The following is a 17,295-nucleotide window of genomic DNA, read 5'->3' on the forward strand; positions in this document are numbered from 1 at the left end:
AACGGATCGTCGGGGTACCCGCGCCGGTGTCACCGGCGCGGGCACCCGTCCTCAGGGATGGAGCGGCCGCCGATCAGGCGACAGTGGACACCGGACGTCGCCGGCGGATCAGGATCACCGCGCCGGCGAGGGCGGTGCCGAGCAGCGTGCCGCCAGCGGCCAGAGCGCCGGTGTCGTGGCTGTCGCCGCCGGAGCCGGCCGGTGCGCCGCCGATCGGGGTGACGGTGAATGACGCGCTGCCGGCCGAGCTGCCGTCGCCGCAGGTCGCCGCCACCGTGTACGTACCCAGGGTGAACCCGGCGGTGAAGAGTTCGGCGCTCAGTCCGCCGCCGGCGGCGGCCGTGGTGGATCGGACGTTCTGGTCGCGGTTGGGGCCGGTGACCCGGAAGATGGCGTCACCCGACTTCGGGTTGCAGGTCGTCGCGGTGAGCACGACGGTCCCACCGACCGGTGTGGTGGCTGGTGACACCGTGGTGTCGGCCAGCGCGGCGCCTGGCAGCAGGAGCGTGCCGAGGCCCACGCCGAGCGCCGCCGAGCAGAGTGCTGTTGAGACCTTCATACGCGTCTTCCCTCACTTTTCGTCCGCTGACTGCGTGGGACGTCGTTCGGGTGGCCAACTCCGTGACTAGCACCGGTGTGCCCAACACTAGGTGGGTTGGGTCCTCGATCAGGTGAAAATGAGAAATCCTCGTTGCCGTCACGTGTCCACCCGAAGGCGGGGAGAGCTGCGGAAAGGCCCGGACGACCCGACCGGCACCGGTGCTCCGATCGATGTCCCTCCGGTCGGGCTGTCGCCGCTGGGCCGATGGCGAGGTGCTGGGCCGATGGCGAGGTATCGCGTCACCTGTCCAAGATCCGCACAACTTCCATGATGTAGCGGCCTCGGGGGTTCCGCAGGCCACTACATCGCTGAAGTTGTGCGGATCTCGACGACGGTGTCGGATGGGCGCGACCGGTCAGCCGGCGGGTTGCGCGGGGACCGGCTCGCCGGTCTCCACCAGGGTCTTGAGGCTGGCCAGCAGCTCGGGCCAGCCGCCGCTGCCGTCGAGCTGGCCGCTGATCGCCCGGTGCATCTCGCTGTCGGCGGAGAAGTCGTCGTGAATGACGGTCAGCCGGACGACCGACGCGCCGTGCGGCTCGATCTCGAAGCTCACCTTCGACCGGCGCTCGCCGAGCCGGGCGGCCAGGTCCTCGGGGGACCAGCCGAAATGCGCGGCGTGTTCGGGCTGGAAGCCGTGCCAGCTGTAGGACAGGCGACGATGCGGCTCGGCGATCAGCACGCGCTGGCCGAGGTCACGAGGCTCGTCGCCCGGCGCGTCCTGCCACAGCACCGGTGACCCGACCTGCCAGTCCGACACCAGGGCGACTCCACCCCAGTAGCGGCGGGTGAATGCCGGCTCGGTGAGCGCGGCCCACAGGCGTTGCGGGGTGGTGGTGACGTAGGTGGTGTAGGTGAACGTGGGGCTCTCCATGGGTTGGCGCTCCAATGCTGTGGTCAGGTCCGCGAGCGCTGCCGCCCGCTCGCGGTCGTAGCGGCTGAGCCACCGGTCGGCGATGGCGTTGATCGGGGCGGCGTTGAGGTAGTGCAGCTTTTCCCGGCCGCGCCGCGCGGTCGTGACGAGATTGGCTGCCTCCAGCACCGACAGGTGCTTGCTGACCGCCTGTCGGGTCGTCATCAGCCCGTCACAAAGCTCGCGCAGGGTCTGGCCGTTGCGCTCGTTGAGCCGATCGAGCAGCCGACGCCGACTGGGATCGGCCAACGCCCGAAACGCCTCGTCCATCGACCCTCCCTCAACATGCAACCGATTGGTTGCATGTCAACATAGGCAGCCAGCCGGTTGCATGTCAACCTGACCGCCCGAGGCTTCTGCCGGTGGGATAAATCCCGGTCGGCCGTGCGGCGGCACTGGTAGGTTCGCTGGCCGTGAGACGGGACACGGAGGCTGGTCTGGGCACGGTGTTCGCCCGGCTCTGGGCGGCCAGCACCCTCTCGGCCCTGGGCAGCGGCCTGGCCACCGTCGCCGCGCCCCTCTTCGTCGCCTCGCGTACCTCCGATCCGCTCGTGGTGGCCGGGGCGTCCGCCGTGGCGTGGCTGCCCTGGCTGCTCTTCGCCCTGCCCGGCGGGGTGCTGGTGGACCGGATGGACCGCCGCCGCCTGATGATCGTCATCGACCTGGTCCGGGTGGTCGCGCTCGCCGTTCTGGCCACCGCGATCCTCACCGGCCACGGCGGGGTGGCGCTGCTGTACGCGGTGTTGTTCCTGGTCAACACCGGGGAGATCGTGTTCCGCGCGGCGAGTCAGGCCATGGTGCCGAGCGTGGTGCCACGGCACCGCCTGGAGCGCGCCAACGGTTGGCTCAGCGGTGGCGCCACCCTCATGCACAGCATGCTCGCCGGCCCGCTCGGTGGCTTCCTGTTCGCGCTCTCGGCGGGCAGCCCGTTCCTCGTCAACGCCGTCACGTACGCCCTCAGCGCGGTGCTGGTGGCGCTGATCGCTGGCGACTTCCGGGCCGCCGCAACCGACGTCGGCGTACGCCGCTCGATGCGCGGCGAGATCGCCGAGGGGCTTCGCTGGCTGGCCCAGCAGCGGTTGTTGCGCACGATGGCCGTGCTGATCGGCCTGCTCAACGTGACCCTCACCGCCGCGCTTGCCGTGCTGGTGCTGCTCGCCGGCGAGCGGCTACGACTCGGGTCTGTCGGGTACGGGTTGCTGTTCACCTGCATGGCCTGCGGTGGGGTGCTCGGCGCGCTCCTCGGCGACCGGATCATCGCCTGGATCAGCCCCACCTGGACGATCCGGGTCGGTCTGCTGATCGAGGCGGGGCTGCACCTGGCGTTGGCCGCTTCCCGTAGCACCATCGTGGTCGGGGTCGCGCTCTTCGCCTTCGGTGTGCACGGCGCGCTGTGGAACATCGTGGCGAACTCCCTGCGCCAACGACTCACCCCGGCGGCCTTGCAGGGGCGGGTGGCCAGCACGACCCTCTTCGTGGCGGCGGGCGGCAACTGCGTGGGTGCTCTGCTCGGCGGGGTGCTCGCCGCCCGCTTCGGCATCACCGCGCCGTACTGGGTCGGGTTGGTGGTGGCGATCGGTGTCTCCGTCGCCACCTGGCGGGTCTTCAACCGCGCGGCTGTCGCGCACGCCTACACCGACCCGCCCCCGGTCGAGTCGCCCGCCCCGGTGGCCTGAGCGCCGTTCCGGCCCATCCGGTGCTGGCGCGCGACGGTGTGGCAGCGTGGTGCGGGTGACCGACTCCGCGCCGCTCGACGTCGACCTCGCGCTGCTCGGCGGCGGCGGCGCGGCGTCGTTGCTGCTCGCCGCACTGGACCGGCACGGCGTCCGCGACCTGCGGATCGCCGTCGTCGACCCGGTGCGCCGACGCGGTCAGGACCGCACCTGGGCGTTCTGGGGTCACCCGGACGTCGACCTGGACCCACTGCTCAGCGCGAGCTGGCAGCAGGTCGAGGTGGCCACGGAGACGCGGCGCCGCGTCCTGGACCTGACCCCGCTGCGGTACGCCATGCTCCGCTCCGGCCCGGTCTACGACCGGGCGGCCGAGGCCGAGCGCCGGCTCGACGTCACCCGGATCGTCGCCCCCGCCGACACGCTGACCGACGACGGCACGCGGGTGGTGGTGCGCGTCGGCGACGGGCAGACCGTACGGGCCGGCTGGGTGCTCGACTCCCGCCCCCGCCCACCGGCGCGGGCGGGGCGGACGACCTGGTTGCAGCACTTCCGTGGCTGGTGGCTGGAGGCCGACCGGCCCACGTTCGACGCGGCGCGTGCCGTGCTGATGGACTTCCGCACCCCGCAGCCGCCCCGGGGCGTGTCCTTCGGGTACGTGCTGCCGGTGAGCGACCGTTACGCGCTGGTCGAGTACACCGAGTTCTCGCCGGTTCTGCTCAGCGACGCCGGGTACGACGCCGCGCTGGCCGGCTACCGAAACCTGCTCGGGCTCGATCCGGCCCGGCTGCGGGTGCGCGAGGTGGAGAACGGCGTGATTCCGATGACCGACGCGCCGTTCCCGCCCCGGCCCTCACCCCGCGTGGTCCGGCTCGGCACGGCTGGTGGTGCGACCCGTCCGTCCACCGGCTTCACCTTCTCCGCCATGTACCGCCAGGCCGACCAGGTGGCCCGCGCCCTCGCGGCGGGCCGAGCGCCGGTGCCGGCGGCGGCGTACCCGCGCCGGCACCGGTGGATGGACGCGGTGGCCCTGCGGGCGTTGGACCGTGGCGGGGTGGGCGGACCCGAGTTCTTCGACCGGCTCTTCGACCGCAACCCGGCCGAGCGGGTGCTGCGCTTCCTCGACGGCGTCACCACCCCGGCCGAGGAGGTCGCGATCATGAACTCGACCCGGCTGCTGCCGATGATCGCCGCCACCGCTGGCGACGCGGCGCACCGTGTCCGCGACCGGCTGCGCCCCAGCCGGCCGGCGCCGGCCATCCCGGCGGCGGTGGCACGCGCTACGCCGGAAGACACCGTGCGCGACAGGTCCGGGTAGCCCTACCACGGCCGGGGGGACAGCGGCAGCGACGCGGGGCCCTGTCCGTTCCTAGCCTCGGAGGTATGGAGACAACCACTGTCACGGTGACGGCCACCGCGGTGGCGCTGCGCGGAATCAGCCGGACCTACGGCCGGGGAGCAGCCGCCGTGCGAGCAGTCGACGACGTGACGATCGACTTCCCGCGCGGCGGCTGGACGGCCGTCATGGGCCCGTCCGGGTCCGGCAAGTCGACGCTGCTGCACTGCGCGGCCGGGCTGGAGCGTGTCGACGCGGGACAGGTGCTGCTCGGCGGGACCGACATCACCGCCGCCGGCGATCGGGAGCTGACGGCCCTGCGTCGTACCCGGGTCGGCTTCGTGTTCCAGGGGTTCAATCTCATCGGCTCGCTGACCGCCGAACAGAACGTCGCCCTGCCGCTGCGCTTGGCCGGCCAACGTCCGTCGCGGTCGGTGGTCCGCGACACGCTCGCCGCGGTGGGCCTGGCCGACCGGGCCCGGCACCGGCCGCGTGAGCTCTCCGGCGGGCAGCAGCAGCGGGTGGCGATCGCCCGCGCGATGGTGACCCGGCCCGAGGTGCTGTTCGCCGACGAGCCGACCGGCGCGCTGGACTCGACCGCCGCCCGCACCGCGCTGAACCTGCTGCGCGCGATGGCCGACGGCGGCCAGAGCATCGTGATGGTGACCCACGACCCGGGTGCGGCCGCCCGCGCGGACGCGGTGGTGTTCCTCCGTGACGGGCGCATCGTCGACCGGTTGGTCGGCGCCGGGCCGCGCGCGGTCGCGGACCGGCTCGCGACGTTGGAGCAGTGACATGCTGGGCATGAGCCGCGCCGGCGTGGCCGAACGCTTCCCCGTCCTCGTCGGCGCCGTGCTGTCGGTGTCTCTCGGCGTGGCGCTGGTGCAGTCATCGCTGCTGCTGCTCATCTCGGCGGCGACGCTCGTCCCGCCGGAGGGCCTCGACCCGGCCGAGCGGATGAGGTTCGACGACAACGCGACCGCGGCGGTGGCGGTCCTCGGCGTGGTGATGGGCGCCGCCACGTTCCTCGGCGGGTTCATCGTCAGCTCGACGTTCGCGTTCACCGTCACGCAGCGCCGCCGCGACCTCGCGTTACTGCGTCTGGCCGGTGGAAGCCGTCGGCAGGTGCGCCGCCTGCTGCTCGGCGAGGCGGTGCTGCTCGGCAGCCTCGGCGCGGCGGTCGGGATCCCCGCCGGGCTGGGGGTGATGGCGATTCAGACCCGGCTGCTCGTCTCCGCCGGCTTCGTGCCCCACGGGTTCACCGGCGAATGGCGGTCCTGGATCCTGGCCGTCTCGCTGGGGACGGGCGTCGTGCTGGCCCTCGGAGGCGCGCTGGTCGCCGCCAGGCGGGCCGGTCAGGTCCGCCCGCTGGAGGCGCTGCGGGACACCGGTGCGTCCGCGCGCGTCATGACGGCGAGCCGGTGGATCGCCGGCCTGCTGTTCACCGGCGGCGCGGCCGCCATGGTGATCGTCGCCCCGCACGCCGGGGCGGCCGGCGGGCAGGCCGTCGTGATGAACATCGCCATGCCGGCCGTGGTGGCCCTCGCCGCGTTCTCGCCGTTCCTCGTGCCGCTGCTCGGTCGCCTCGTCCCCACCGGGGCCGGGGTGGCGGCCGGACTCGCCCGGGCGAACCTGCGCGACGACCGCCGGCGCAGCGCGTCGGTGGCCGCGCCGCTGATCGTGCTCGTCGGGCTGGTCTTCGGCAATGCCGGCGCCGGCACGTCCATCCAGACTTCGGCCGTCGCCGAGTTGCGGGAAAGGACCCGGGCGGACCTGGTGGTCGACGGGACCGGCCCGATCGGTGCCGCCGTCGCGGCGGTGCCCGGCGTGGCAGCGGCGTCCACCGAGGCGTCGATCCCCGCGATCGTCCGGACCGGACACGGCGAGGACATCGAGTCGGAGGGCGCGTCGGCGCTCGTCATCGACCCCGCGTCCTACCTCGCCGCTCACCCGGGCAGCGACGCGGTCGCCCGGCTGAGCGGGCGGGGCGTGGCCGCTGGCCCCGGCGGCGGGGTGCCGCAGCGGGGCACGGTACGCGTCGGCCTCCCCGGCACCGATCTGGGCGAGCTGCCGGTGCTCGCGTCGGTTCCCGAGACGCTCAGCGGCGGCGCGGGGCTGCTCCTGCCCCCCGACGTCGTACCGCCCGCCCTGCTGGCCGACGCACCGACGAGGTCGTTCGTGTCCCTGGCGCCCGACGCTGACCCGGCGGCCGTGGCCGCGGCACTCGCGGCGATCGGCACGGTGTCCGATCTGGACTCCTGGCTCCGCGCCGACGCGAAGAACCGTGCCTCCACCAACGACAAGGTGATGCTGATCGTGCTCGGCCTGGGTGGGCTGTACGCGCTCATCGGCGTCGTCAACTCGGTGGTGATCGGGGCGGCCACGCGTCGACGGGAGTTCGCCACCGCACGCGTCACCGGGCTCGGGCGCGGACAGGTGGTCGGCTCGGCGCTGCTGGAGGCGGTCGCGGTCGCGGCGGCCGGCATCGTTCTCGGCGGGCTCGCCGCCGGATCCACGTTCGTCGGGGTGCTGGGCATCACCGAGGCCGTCACCGGGACAGCCACCCTCGACCTGCCGTGGACGCTCGTCGCGGTGGTCGTCGGGGCCGCTCTGATGGCGACGGCGACGGCGAGCGTCGTGACCTCGTGGGTCGCCACCCGCCCAGCGCCGATCACGCTGATGGGCGCCGAAGAGTAGCGGTTTCCACCATTTCATCACGGTAGGCCGATGCGGTCCGGCGCGGCGGCCCCCCGAGCACGGGAGGTCGCGTCACCGACCGGTAGGTTGCCGGGCATGGTGGACGCGGCGGCCGGCAGGGGCGTGCAGATCTGGACCGACGGGGCGTGCAGTGGCAACCCCGGGCCGGGCGGCTGGGGTGCGCTGCTGCGCTACGGCGACCACGAGCGGGAGTTGTGCGGCGGCGAGGCCACGCCCACCACCAACAACCGGATGGAACTGATGGCGGCCATCCAGGCGTTGGAGAGCCTGAACCGGCCGGTCACCGTGGAGTTGCACACCGACAGCACGTACGTGCGCAACGGCATCACCAGTTGGCTGGCGTCGTGGAAGCGCAACGGCTGGCTGACGGCCGCGAAGCAGCCGGTGAAGAACGCCGACCTGTGGCAGCGGCTGGAGGCGGCCTGCGAGCGCCACCAGGTCACCTGGCTGTGGGTCAAGGGGCACAACGGGCACCCGGAGAACGAGCGGGCCGACGGGCTGGCCAACAAGGGCATGACCGAGGCACGTTCGGCCGCACCGGCCCGCCGCTGAGCCTGCGTCAGCGGGTCGCGTCCGGGTGGCCCGGCATGCTGGATCCGCCGCCGCTGCTGCCGGACGAACCGCCGGCGACACCCGAGTTGTCGTCCTCGGTCACGATGTCCGGCCGTACGTCGGTGTCGGCCGGCGCGGGCACCTCGGTATCCGCCTCGACCTGCACCAACGGCACCTGGCCAGCCTCGTCCTCGCTGTGCTGCGGGTCGCCCGGCAGCTCACCGTCGCGCTTTCGGTAGCCCACGCCGTGCCCCCCGTCGATGCCAGTCCGCGTCGGCGCTGGCTACCCGGCGTCGTCAGGGCCGAAACCTCGCGCTCAGCGACGCCGGCCCCGGCGGGCGGGTGCGTTGGCCCGGGACGGTTGGCGTAGCGGGGTGAGCGGCAACGCCGTCCAGTGCGCCGGCCGGGTGAGCGCCGCCGGCAGCTCGGTACGCGCGTCACCCCGGGCCGCGTCCAGCTGGGCCTGGTGCAGGAAGAGAGTGGTCCGCAGATCCGCGGCCCGCAGGTCGGCCCCGCGCAGGTCCGCGCCGGTGACGTCGGCCAGGCTCAGGTCGGCCCCGCGCAGGTCGGCACCGATCAGCAGCGCCCCACGCAGGTTGGCCCGGCGCAGGTCGACCCGGCGTAGGTCCGCGCCGAACAGCTGGGCGCCCCGGTGATCGGCGCCCCCGGGGGAGCGGACCGCGTCGCTGGCCCGGGACAGCAGCGGGTTGACCCGGTCCCGATGCGCGACGACGTCCAGCGTGCGCAGCTGCGCCGGGTCACCCTCGGTGAGCGTCGCGGTCTCGGCGCGGGCCCGCTCCAACTCGACGCTCAGGTCGGCCGGCAGGGGCAGCGCCGCCGCCTCGGTGAGGTACCAGAGCAGCTCGTGCAGTGGCCGCAGCACGGCGAACGCCTCCGCCATCGCCGGCAGTGTCTCCGGCGCGTCGTGCCAGTCCCGTCCGCCGAAGGTGACCTGGGCGACCTGCTGACCGGCACCGAAGCAGTCGAACACCGTACAGCCGGGGAACCCGCGTTGCCGCAGGTCGTCGTGGATGCCGCAGCGGTGGTCCGGGCGCAGGTTGGGGCAGGGCTGCCCGGCCGGCTTGTCGATGGCGAAGTCCGCCGACGCGGCGAAGGCGGGCACCACGCAGCACAGCCCGAAGCAGCGCGCGCAGTCGGCGCGAAGCTGCGCCGATGGCGGTGCGGGGTTGGGCGACACGCGGACGATCCTCCCGGCAATCAGGGTCAGCCCTCATTGTCTCGTGCGCCGCCTGAACCGGACGGGCCGGGGTCACCGTCCGTGTGCGTCGCCGGCGGCGGCGCGGGGTGCCGGGGTACGCGGGCCGCCCGGCGCCGAAACCAGACGGTAGATCTCCCGCTCCCCGTCGCCGTGCCCGTACTTCTGGTCGAAGTGCCGTTTCACGACGGCGGCCGGCGTGCGGTCCTCGTCGGTCGGCTCGGCCAGCGTGAACACCGCGGGGGCCGCCCCGGGCGCGCGGGGTGGCAACGCGGCTCGCATGGTCAGTGGCGCGGTCACCCGGAACCCGCGGCAGTCGACGTAGTGCTGCCCGTCCACCGTCGCGTACGGCACCCGCACCTCGACCACGTCCGAGTCGTCATGACGCAACGTGACCGTGACCGACCAGTACCGCTCCAGAACCAGGGTGGCCTGCTCGTGCTCCCACAGCTCCTCGAACCGGGCGTGCACGAACCCGCCCCACGGGCTGTCCATGTCCACCTCGAGCTGAGGCACGTTGAACGACAACTTCCCGATCGGGAAGAACGAGATCAGCGCACGCCCGTCCCACTGGTAGAGCTGGATCGACGGGGACGCGTCGTAGAGCCGGACCTGCAGGCGGTGCCGCAGCCGGGAGTCGAGGGCGTCGGCGAAGGCGGCCAGGTGGCGCAGGTTGGTGCGGATCTGGCGCGGGACGTCCACCCGTTGCCGTTCCAGTTCCTCGGAGCGCTGCTGGGCGGCGGTGCAGTCCGGGTCGAGCAGGAGCAACTGCACCTGTGCGCCGTTGGCGAGCGCTGCCCGTATCGCGGTCAGGGTCTCCTCGCGGTAGCGCTGCTCCAGCAGGATCGTCCAGGTGTCGAGGATGCGTACTCGGCGACCGGAGCGGTGCAGCCGCGTCACGAACGTCTGCTGGTCGAAGCTGAGGTGCTCCTGCACCCGCGCCTTGCGAGCCTCCTCGAACAGCGGGTCGAAGATGACGTACGAGATGGCCGCGAGCACCACGCTGGAACCGAGGTTGAGCAGCAGGTTGCTGAGGAAGCCGGTGGTGAGCCAGGCGGCCAGCAGCATGAGGGCGGCGATCGCGAGCAGCGGCCCTCCGACAACGAAGGCGCGTCGTTGCCGCCCGCCCCGACCAGCCCACCCGGGCATCCGGTCCCCTTCCGTCGTCGGTCGGCGCCACCGCCGCGAGGTGATCACCCGAATTCGGAGGATACGTGCCCGCTTTGCTGCGCGCTGTCCCGTTCGGGACCGGGCAGTTCGCCGTTCGGACCAGCTCCACCGCTCATAGGGTGACGGTAACGGTGCCGGGCGACTGCGGAGAGTGGGCGGGATGGACGACGGTGAACGGGAGAAGGCGCTCCTCACCGCCCTGACCACCGAGCACTACGCGTTGCAGACGTCCCGGGCCGGCACCATCGCCGAGGCCACCGGCCGCGCCACCATCTTCCTGTCCGTCCTGTCGGCGGCGCTGATCGGCCTCGGCTTCGTCGCCACCAACGACAAGGTGGTCCGGCCCTACCTGGCCGCGGTGCTTCCCACCCTGGTGATCATCGGGGTGCTGACGTTCCTGCGGCTGGTGGAGACCACCGTGGAGAACTCGTTGGACCTACGGCGGATCCAGCGCATCCGCGCCTACTACCACCATCGGTTCGCCGCCGAGCATGACTTCTTCGCCGATGCGGTGATTGCCGACGACGCCATGAGCACGGCGTGGAACCTGGTCGGCACGACGCCGGGGCGATGGGAGTTCATGCTGACCACGGCCGCGCTGGTGGGTGCGGTCAACGCGGTGCTGACCGGGCTCGGCATCGCCCTGGTGGCCGCGGCGGCGGGGAGCGGGGGAGTGCTGACGGTCCTCGTCGGGGTGCTCGTCGCGGTGGTGGCGTTCGGTGTGCAGTTCGTGTACATCGTCCGGAAGTCGGCCGGACGGCGGGCCTGACCGCCCGCCGACCGATCGGCGTACCGTCGGCGGAATGCGGATCACCCGATTCACCCACTCGTGCGTGCGCATCGAGCACGACGGCGGGGTGCTGGTCGTCGACCCGGGGACGTGGAGCGAGCCGGCTGCCCTGGTCGGCGCGGACGCCGTCCTGGTCACCCACGAACACACCGACCACGTGGACGTGTTGCGGCTCGCCGGCCTCGGCGTCCCCGTGTACGCCCCGGAGGGCGCCCGCCTGCCGGATCTCGCCCCGCTGCCGGTCACCCGGGTCCGCGCCGGGCAGCGCTTCACCGCGGCCGGCATCGCGGTCAGCGCCCACGGCGGCCGGCACGCCGCGATCCATGAGGGACAGCCCGACTGCCCGAACCTCGGCTACCTGATCGGCGAGCAGCTCTACCACCCGGGCGACGCGCTGCACGTGCCGGACGAACCGGTGCGCACCCTGCTCGTCCCGGCCCAGGGGTCCTGGGTGCGCCTCGACGAGGCGATCCGCTTCGCCGGTGCCGTGGGCGCGGCGGCGACGTACCCGATCCACGACGCGCAGCTCAACGAGCGTGGCCTGGCCAGTGTCGCCGGCTGGTTCGCCGAGACGATCCCCGGCTACCGCCACCTCGTGCCCGGCGACACCGCCTGACGCCGCGCGAACGCGCAGAACTCCTACCGTTCGGTGAGGGCGAGCGTCACGCCGAGCGCGACGAACGTGCCGGCGGCGGATCGGCGTAGCCAGTCGGTGACCCGGGGCCGGGTCAGCACCCGGTCGCGTACCCGGGCCGCGAAGATGCCGTAGCCGCTGAACACCACGAAGGTGAGCAGCATGAACACCGCGCCGCAGGCGAGCATCGCCCGGGTCGAGCCCGGCGCGGCGGTGTCCACGAACTGCGGCAGGAACGCGACGAAGAACAGCGTCGGCTTCGGGTTGAACAGGTTGACCAGGACCCCGGAGACGATCACCCGGATCGCCGGGCGGAGCGGGCTGTCGGTCGCCGCCGCGAAGGCGCTGCGGTCCCGCACGGTGGTCCAGGCCAGGTAGAGCAGATAGCCGACGCCGAGATACCGGAGGGTCTCGAACGCCGCGGCGCTGGTCTGCAACAGCGCGGCCAACCCGGTCATCGCCGCCAGCAGGTGTGGCAGCACCCCGAGCGTGCAGGCGAACGCGGCCAGCACTCCGGCTCGGGCACCCCGGGACAGGCCGGCCGAGAGAGTGAAGATCACCCCGGTGCCGGGGGTGACCACCACGATCAGCGTGGTGATCAGAAACGGGATGGTCACGATCGTCCTCCGGGGGAGTTGGCAGGTCTGATTCCTCCTCACTCTGCTGCCACAATGGCCCGATGGGCAGAGCCAAACCGAGGGCATCAGAGGGGTCCATAACTGCCGGGTCCGACTTCCTGCACCTGACCATCGCCGACGCGTCGCCGGGCGGACGTGCCGACTGGCTGACCGACCAGCTGCGGCAGGCCATCGCCGAGGGGCGAGTGCCGGTCGGTGACCGGTTGCCCCCCACCCGGGTGCTCGCCGCCGACCTCGGTGTCTCCCGGGGCGTCGTCACCGAGGCGTACCAGCGCCTCACCGAGGAGGGGCACGTCACCGGTCGGGGCCGGGCCGGAACGGTGGTCGTCGCCGCGCCGGCCGCGCCCCCACCCGCCCCGGCCGCCGCGCCGGCACCGGTCACGACCTTCCCCCGGGCACCGGGCACCGACATCTTCGACGCGGTACGCGCGGCGCGCGCGACCATCGACCTGACGCCCGGCGTACCCGACCTGACCGCCTTTCCCCGCGCGGACTGGCTGCGCGCCGAACGGAGCGTGCTGCGCGGCCTCGCCGCGGCCGACCTCGGCTACGGCGACCCGGCCGGCGCGCCCGCGCTGCGACAGGCCGTCGCCGGCTGGTTGGCCCGCAACCGCGGCATCGGTGTCGACCCCGTCGAGGTGATCATCGTGGCGGGCGTCTCCCAGGCGCTCGGGCTGCTCGCCCAGGCACTCACCGCCGCCGGTGTCGACCGGATCGCGGTCGAGGACCCGGGCTCGCTCGGCGTGCGGCAGCACCTGAACAACTGGCGGATGGACACCCCGCCGATCACCGTGGACGACGCCGGGCTGCGGGTCGACGAGTTGGCCGCCAGCGGCGCACCGGCCGTGATGCTCACCCCCGCGCACCAGTTCCCGACCGGCGTGGTCCTCGACGGTGACCGCCGCCGCCAACTCGTCGCCTGGGCGCGGACCGGCGGCCTGATCATCGAGGACGACTACGACGCCGAGCACCGCTACGATCGTCCGCCGGTGCCGGCGCTGCGTGGCCTGCTGCCCGAGCAGGTCTGCTACGCCGGCAGCGTCTCCAAGCTGCTCGCCCCCGCCCTGCGGGTCGGCTGGCTGCTCGTGCCACCGCGGCTGCGCGAGGCGGTGCTGGCCGCCAAGCGCAACGCCGACCTGGGCAACGCCGTGCTGCCGCAACTGGTGCTGGCGGAGCTGATGACCTCCGGCGCCTTCGAACGGCATCTGCGGCTGCTGCGCCGTCGACACATCCGTCGGCGGGACGCGATGATCGCCGCGCTGGCCCGCGAGCTGCCGTCGGCGACGGTGCACGGCGCCGCCGCCGGCCTGCACCTGATGATCACGCTGGATGACGCCGTGGTCGACACCGACCTGGCGGCGGCGACGCTGGCGCGCGGAGTGAAGGTGCAACCGCTGTCCTGGCACTGCCAGCGGCCGTACCGACCGGGCCTCGTGCTCGGCTACGCCGCCCGTACGCCCACCGAGATCGAGGAGGGTGTCGCCGCTATCGCCGCCGCGCTCGACTCCGGCTAGGACGGTCCGGTTAACGTGCTCGCCGGCGTATCCTTCGCCGGTGGGACTGCGGTTCGAGACGCGCGGGTCCGACTCGCCATGGGTCGACGCTGTGTGGACCTGCACGAGCGAGCAGGTCACGGCGATGACGTCGGTCGCGGGGGTGCGTTGGGGCCTGGTGTTCTGGGAGCAGGCTGGCCGGACGTCCGCGAGCATCACCGGTCCCGAGACCCGGACCGGCACGGCTCCGGTGCCGGAGGGCGCGACCTTTACCGGCATCGAGTTCGCCGTGGGCACCTCGCTGCGGGCCGTGCCCACGCCGATGCTGGTCGACGGCGGCATCGAGCTTCCCGACACCACGCGCCGGACGTTCCGGCTCGACGACGCGCGCTGGGAGATGCCCGGCCCCGACGACGCCGAGGCTTTGGTCGACAGCCTCGTCCGGGCCGGGACCGTGGTCCGTGACCTGCTCGTCGCCGAGCTGCTGCGGGGCCAGCGTCCGGCAGTCTCGGGACGTACCGTTGAACGCCGGTTCCGCGCCGCGACGGGACTGACGCGCGGCGCGGTCCGGCAGATCGAGCGGGCCCGCACGGCGGCGGAGCTGCTGGCTACCGGTGACCCGGCCGCCGACGTGGTCGCCAAGCTCGACTACTTCGACGAGCCGCACCTGGCCCGGGCGCTGCGCACCTACGTCGGACGCACCGTCAAGCAGCTACGCGAGGGCTCCGGCGGTGCCATCGCCCTCGATCCGGATCAGCGCTTGACGTCGTAAACCAGCTTGAGGATCCCGTTCGAGTAACTCTCCGACTCCCGCAGCGTCAGCATGTGCTTGTCGCGGTCGGCCCGGCCGAACAGGCTTTTGCCGGCGCCGAGCAGCACGGGGAAGACGAGCAGGTTGTACTGGTCGATCAGCCCCTCATCGGACAGCCGCCGGGCCAGCTCCGCGCTCCCGTGGATGAAGATCGCTCCGCCCTCGCCCTGCTTGAGCGCGGCGACATCCCCGGTCGAGCGCAGGATCGTCGTCGGCCCCCACCCGTCGACGAGCGCGTCGTCGGACAGCGTGCTCGACACCACGTACTTGGGCAGCTCCTTGTAGCTGGCGTGGTCCTCCGAACCGGGCCAGACCGGCGCGAACGCCTCGTAGCTGCGACGGCCGAACATCAACGCCGTCGTGTCAACGAGCTCCTCGCCCTTCAGCGACCAGGCCTCTGGGACGAACTCGAGGTCCTTGAACACCCAACCGCCACTGCGGTGCTCCTCGCCCGGCCCACCGCCGGGCGAGTCCACGACGCCGTCGAGCGACATGAAACCGGTGTAGACGAGGTCGCGCATGGTGTTGTCTCCTCATGCTCGGAGCGGGCTGCTGGGTCCACGCTAGGTCGCGGTCGCGCCGCTGTCTTGGACGGAAACGACAGCGGGTCCAAACGCGCTGCCGGCGCTGGTGGTGCCGTGATCGGCCCCGAGCCGACCCGGCGGATGAGCCTGCTCAGCCCAGGAACAGCTCGACCAGCACCAGCACGGCGATCAGCGCCGGCCCGCGTGAGCCCTGACGCAGCAGGTCGACCGGGATCATCCCGAACGGCGTGTTGACCGTCGCGCCGCCGTAGTCGATCGGGGGACGGGTGCCGGCCCGAAACACGGCGAGCACCACCCCGAGCGCCAGCGTCGGCGCCAGCCAGGTCGGCCCCGGGTCGACGGTCGGCAGGGTCAGCAACCACCACAGGCCCGCGCCGACCGCCGGCACCACCACGTGGATCCCGCGCAGTAGGGTGTCGCTGCCGCCGAGCGCCCGGCGTAGCCCGGTTGAACGGCTGACCGACCGTAGGCCGCCGGTCAGCCGGTTGGCGGCGAGGTACGCGAGCACCACCTGCGCCGCCCCGGCCAGCCCGGGTAGGGCGAGCGCGGCAGCGTACTGCACTCCGATCATGGCCGCCCAGATCAGCACGGCGCTCGGGTGGCGGCGCAGCCGGCGTACGTCGGCCTGCAGCAGCGCCCACCAGCCGGGGCCTGGCAGGAACCGGCGGCTGCGAACCCGGCCGATCCGGCGCCAGCGCCGGCTCTCCACCAGGCTGGCGAGCAGGCTCGGGTCCAGCAGGATCGTGGCCGTGGCCGCAGCGTTGGCGAACTGGGCGCCGGTGGTCAGCGTGGCCCGGTCGACGCGGGGCAGCGCGCGTACCGCGAGGATCGTGCCCAGGCCCGCGAGGGGCACCGCGAGGGCGAACAGCGCGACGGTCGGCGTCGTCGCCGGCCGGGGCAGCCCGTCACCGAGGTGCCCGACGAGCACGACCACGGTGGTGAGGACGGCGGCCGCCACCATCGGCACCGCACCGGCCAGCGTCGGCCAGCGTCGGCCCGCCTTGCTGCTCTGGGCGACGACGCTGAGCGCCAGCGCGGCGGCACCCCATCCCGCGCCGGCCGCGGCCGCCCAGCCCAGTGCGGCCGGGTCGCTGACACCGCCGAGCGCCGCCACGGCCACCCCGAGCGCCGCGGTGCCCGCCGCGGCGCCGAGCAGCAGGAGGACGAAGCGCGGCGCCAGCCAGGCCCGCCGGTCCACCGGCGCGCTGGTCGCCCAACTCTGCGTGGCCGGTGTGACCAGCAGTGGGCCGAGGGCGCGCAGGCCACGCCAGGCGAGGCCGGCGCCGGCCAGCAACGCGGCGACCGCCAGCCACCACCGCACGCCCGGCTCGGCCTGCCCCACCGTCGGGGAGTCCAGCATGTCGCGGCTGGCGCTGATCGCGAACCAGCCGTACATCCCCACGAACAGGACCATGACGTACGCGTCACCCAGCACATCGCTGAGGGAGTGGTCGTGGTGTCGGCTGCGGGCCCGGCGCAGGTGCGCACGCAGTTGGCGGGCGCTGGGCACCCCGGTCGTCGGGTCGGCGATCGTGGCCGGTGGCGCGGTCACCGGCCGATCTCGATGCGCTCGTCGACCACCGCGTCGATCAGCTCCGTGTCGTGCGAGGCGAGCAGCACGGCGGTGCCGGCGTCCCGTTCCCGGCGCAGCCGGTCGGCGAGCCACTGCCGTCCGCGTACGTCCAGCCGCTGCTCCGGCTCGTCGAGGATCAGCACCCGGCGGGGCCGTACGAAACACGACGCCAGCGCCAGGCGGCGGCGCTGCCCGCTGGACAGGGTCACCGGCAGTTGATCGCGGGCCGGCTCCAGGCCCAGCTCGGCGAGCACCTCCTCGACCGGCTCGGCGTTGCCCCCGTGGGCGTATGCGACCAGCTCCAGGTGCTCGACCACGGACAGGTCCGGGAAGAAGTCGATGTCGTCCAGGGCGGCGGCCACCAGCGCCCGCACCTGAGGGTCGGTCTCGTCGGCCCGGCGGCCCTGCACCAGCACATCACCGGCGTCCGGTCGGTCGGCGCCGACCACGCAGCGCAGCAGGGTGGTCTTGCCGCTGCCGTTGGGGCCTAGCACCACCGCGATCCTGCCCGGCGCGAGCGTGAAGCTCACATCGTCGAGCACGACCAGGTTGCCGAAGTTACGGCTCAGTCCCCGTACCGCGAGCGCATCCACGATCACAGAGTCTCCCAGACGCGTGCCAGCGCCCAACGTGAGCGA

18 protein-coding genes are annotated in these 17,295 nt (G+C 73.1%); 9 read left to right on the forward strand and 9 right to left on the reverse strand.

The features are described from left to right. Window positions 1-73: 73 nt before the first annotated feature. Together HNR20_RS28865 and HNR20_RS28870 are read right to left on the reverse strand one after the other, a co-directional pair. Window positions 74-559, reverse strand: coding sequence for a hypothetical protein (locus HNR20_RS28865; protein ID WP_184186293.1), 486 nt, complete (start codon window positions 557-559; stop codon window positions 74-76). Window positions 560-956: 397 nt separating this feature from the next. Continuing rightward, on the reverse strand, window positions 957-1,781 hold the full coding sequence (locus HNR20_RS28870; RefSeq protein ID WP_184186296.1) for an ArsR/SmtB family transcription factor: 825 nt from the start codon (window positions 1,779-1,781) through the stop codon (window positions 957-959). A gap of 143 nt (window positions 1,782-1,924) precedes the next feature. Between HNR20_RS28870 and HNR20_RS28875 the strand changes: the two genes are divergently transcribed. The 5 genes from HNR20_RS28875 to rnhA all read left to right on the forward strand — a co-directional run bounded on the left by HNR20_RS28875 (window position 1,925) and on the right by rnhA (window position 7,787). After that, the gene (locus HNR20_RS28875; RefSeq protein ID WP_229687254.1) at window positions 1,925-3,187 is read left to right on the forward strand and encodes an MFS transporter; all 1,263 of its coding nucleotides are present in this window, start codon (window positions 1,925-1,927) and stop codon (window positions 3,185-3,187) included. A 55-nt stretch (window positions 3,188-3,242) separates the two neighbouring features. Next, window positions 3,243-4,499 carry a lycopene cyclase family protein gene (locus tag HNR20_RS28880; protein WP_184186299.1) on the forward strand — a complete coding sequence of 419 codons (1,257 nt, stop codon included), beginning with the start codon at window positions 3,243-3,245 and terminating at the stop codon, window positions 4,497-4,499. Between the two features lie 65 nt (window positions 4,500-4,564). After that, window positions 4,565-5,311: an ABC transporter ATP-binding protein gene (locus HNR20_RS28885; protein WP_184186302.1), complete on the forward strand. Its 747-nt coding sequence runs from the start codon at window positions 4,565-4,567 to the stop codon at window positions 5,309-5,311. Between the two features lies 1 nt (window position 5,312). Beyond that, window positions 5,313-7,214: an FtsX-like permease family protein gene (locus HNR20_RS28890; protein WP_184186305.1), complete on the forward strand. Its 1,902-nt coding sequence runs from the start codon at window positions 5,313-5,315 to the stop codon at window positions 7,212-7,214. Window positions 7,215-7,310: 96 nt separating this feature from the next. After that, window positions 7,311-7,787, forward strand: coding sequence for a ribonuclease HI (rnhA, locus tag HNR20_RS28895; protein ID WP_184186307.1), 477 nt, complete (start codon window positions 7,311-7,313; stop codon window positions 7,785-7,787). A gap of 7 nt (window positions 7,788-7,794) precedes the next feature. Here rnhA and HNR20_RS28900 read toward each other — a convergent pair whose 3' ends face one another. The 3 genes from HNR20_RS28900 to HNR20_RS28910 form a co-directional block, all read right to left on the reverse strand. After that, window positions 7,795-8,031 carry a preprotein translocase YidC gene (locus tag HNR20_RS28900; protein ID WP_184186310.1) on the reverse strand — a complete coding sequence of 79 codons (237 nt, stop codon included), beginning with the start codon at window positions 8,029-8,031 and terminating at the stop codon, window positions 7,795-7,797. 72 nt (window positions 8,032-8,103) lie between these two features. Beyond that, window positions 8,104-8,985, reverse strand: a complete 882-nt coding sequence (locus HNR20_RS28905) for a pentapeptide repeat-containing protein (protein WP_184186314.1) — start codon at window positions 8,983-8,985, stop codon at window positions 8,104-8,106. Between the two features lie 72 nt (window positions 8,986-9,057). Continuing rightward, window positions 9,058-10,152 (reverse strand): DUF5919 domain-containing protein, encoded by a 1,095-nt coding sequence (locus HNR20_RS28910; protein WP_184186318.1) that lies wholly within the window; start codon window positions 10,150-10,152, stop codon window positions 9,058-9,060. A gap of 181 nt (window positions 10,153-10,333) precedes the next feature. On the opposite strand from HNR20_RS28910, the gene HNR20_RS28915 reads away from it, so the two are divergent. Both HNR20_RS28915 and HNR20_RS28920 read left to right on the forward strand, forming a co-directional pair. After that, window positions 10,334-10,942, forward strand: coding sequence for a hypothetical protein (locus tag HNR20_RS28915; protein WP_184186321.1), 609 nt, complete (start codon window positions 10,334-10,336; stop codon window positions 10,940-10,942). A gap of 34 nt (window positions 10,943-10,976) precedes the next feature. Next, window positions 10,977-11,579, forward strand: coding sequence for an MBL fold metallo-hydrolase (locus HNR20_RS28920; RefSeq protein WP_184186324.1), 603 nt, complete (start codon window positions 10,977-10,979; stop codon window positions 11,577-11,579). A 23-nt stretch (window positions 11,580-11,602) separates the two neighbouring features. On the opposite strand, the gene HNR20_RS28925 is transcribed toward HNR20_RS28920, so the two are convergent. Beyond that, window positions 11,603-12,214 (reverse strand): LysE family translocator, encoded by a 612-nt coding sequence (locus tag HNR20_RS28925; RefSeq protein ID WP_184186326.1) that lies wholly within the window; start codon window positions 12,212-12,214, stop codon window positions 11,603-11,605. 62 nt (window positions 12,215-12,276) lie between these two features. Here HNR20_RS28925 and pdxR point away from each other — a divergent pair, with 62 nt between their 5' ends. Together pdxR and HNR20_RS28935 are read left to right on the forward strand one after the other, a co-directional pair. Further along, entirely contained in the window at window positions 12,277-13,749 is a 1,473-nt protein-coding gene (gene pdxR, locus HNR20_RS28930) for a MocR-like pyridoxine biosynthesis transcription factor PdxR (RefSeq protein WP_184186329.1), read from the forward strand. 40 nt (window positions 13,750-13,789) lie between these two features. After that, entirely contained in the window at window positions 13,790-14,500 is a 711-nt protein-coding gene (locus HNR20_RS28935) for a helix-turn-helix domain-containing protein (protein WP_184186332.1), read from the forward strand. On the opposite strand, the gene HNR20_RS28940 is transcribed toward HNR20_RS28935, so the two are convergent. From HNR20_RS28940 to HNR20_RS28950, 3 genes are all read right to left on the reverse strand, one after another. Next, complete coding sequence (locus tag HNR20_RS28940) at window positions 14,482-15,060, reverse strand: dihydrofolate reductase family protein (protein ID WP_184186335.1); 579 nt, start codon at window positions 15,058-15,060, stop codon at window positions 14,482-14,484. The genes HNR20_RS28935 and HNR20_RS28940 overlap by 19 nt on opposite strands. A 154-nt stretch (window positions 15,061-15,214) precedes the next feature. Beyond that, a complete protein-coding gene (locus tag HNR20_RS28945) occupies window positions 15,215-16,636 on the reverse strand; it encodes a DUF6297 family protein (RefSeq protein ID WP_184186337.1) in 1,422 nt (473 codons plus the stop codon). Continuing rightward, a complete protein-coding gene (locus HNR20_RS28950; protein ID WP_184186340.1) occupies window positions 16,633-17,256 on the reverse strand; it encodes an ABC transporter ATP-binding protein in 624 nt (207 codons plus the stop codon). The genes HNR20_RS28945 and HNR20_RS28950 overlap by 4 nt, the downstream gene beginning before the upstream one ends. Between the last annotated feature and the right edge of the window lie 39 nt (window positions 17,257-17,295).

Source organism: Micromonospora parathelypteridis (assembly GCF_014201145.1).
Taxonomy (GTDB): domain Bacteria; phylum Actinomycetota; class Actinomycetes; order Mycobacteriales; family Micromonosporaceae; genus Micromonospora; species Micromonospora parathelypteridis.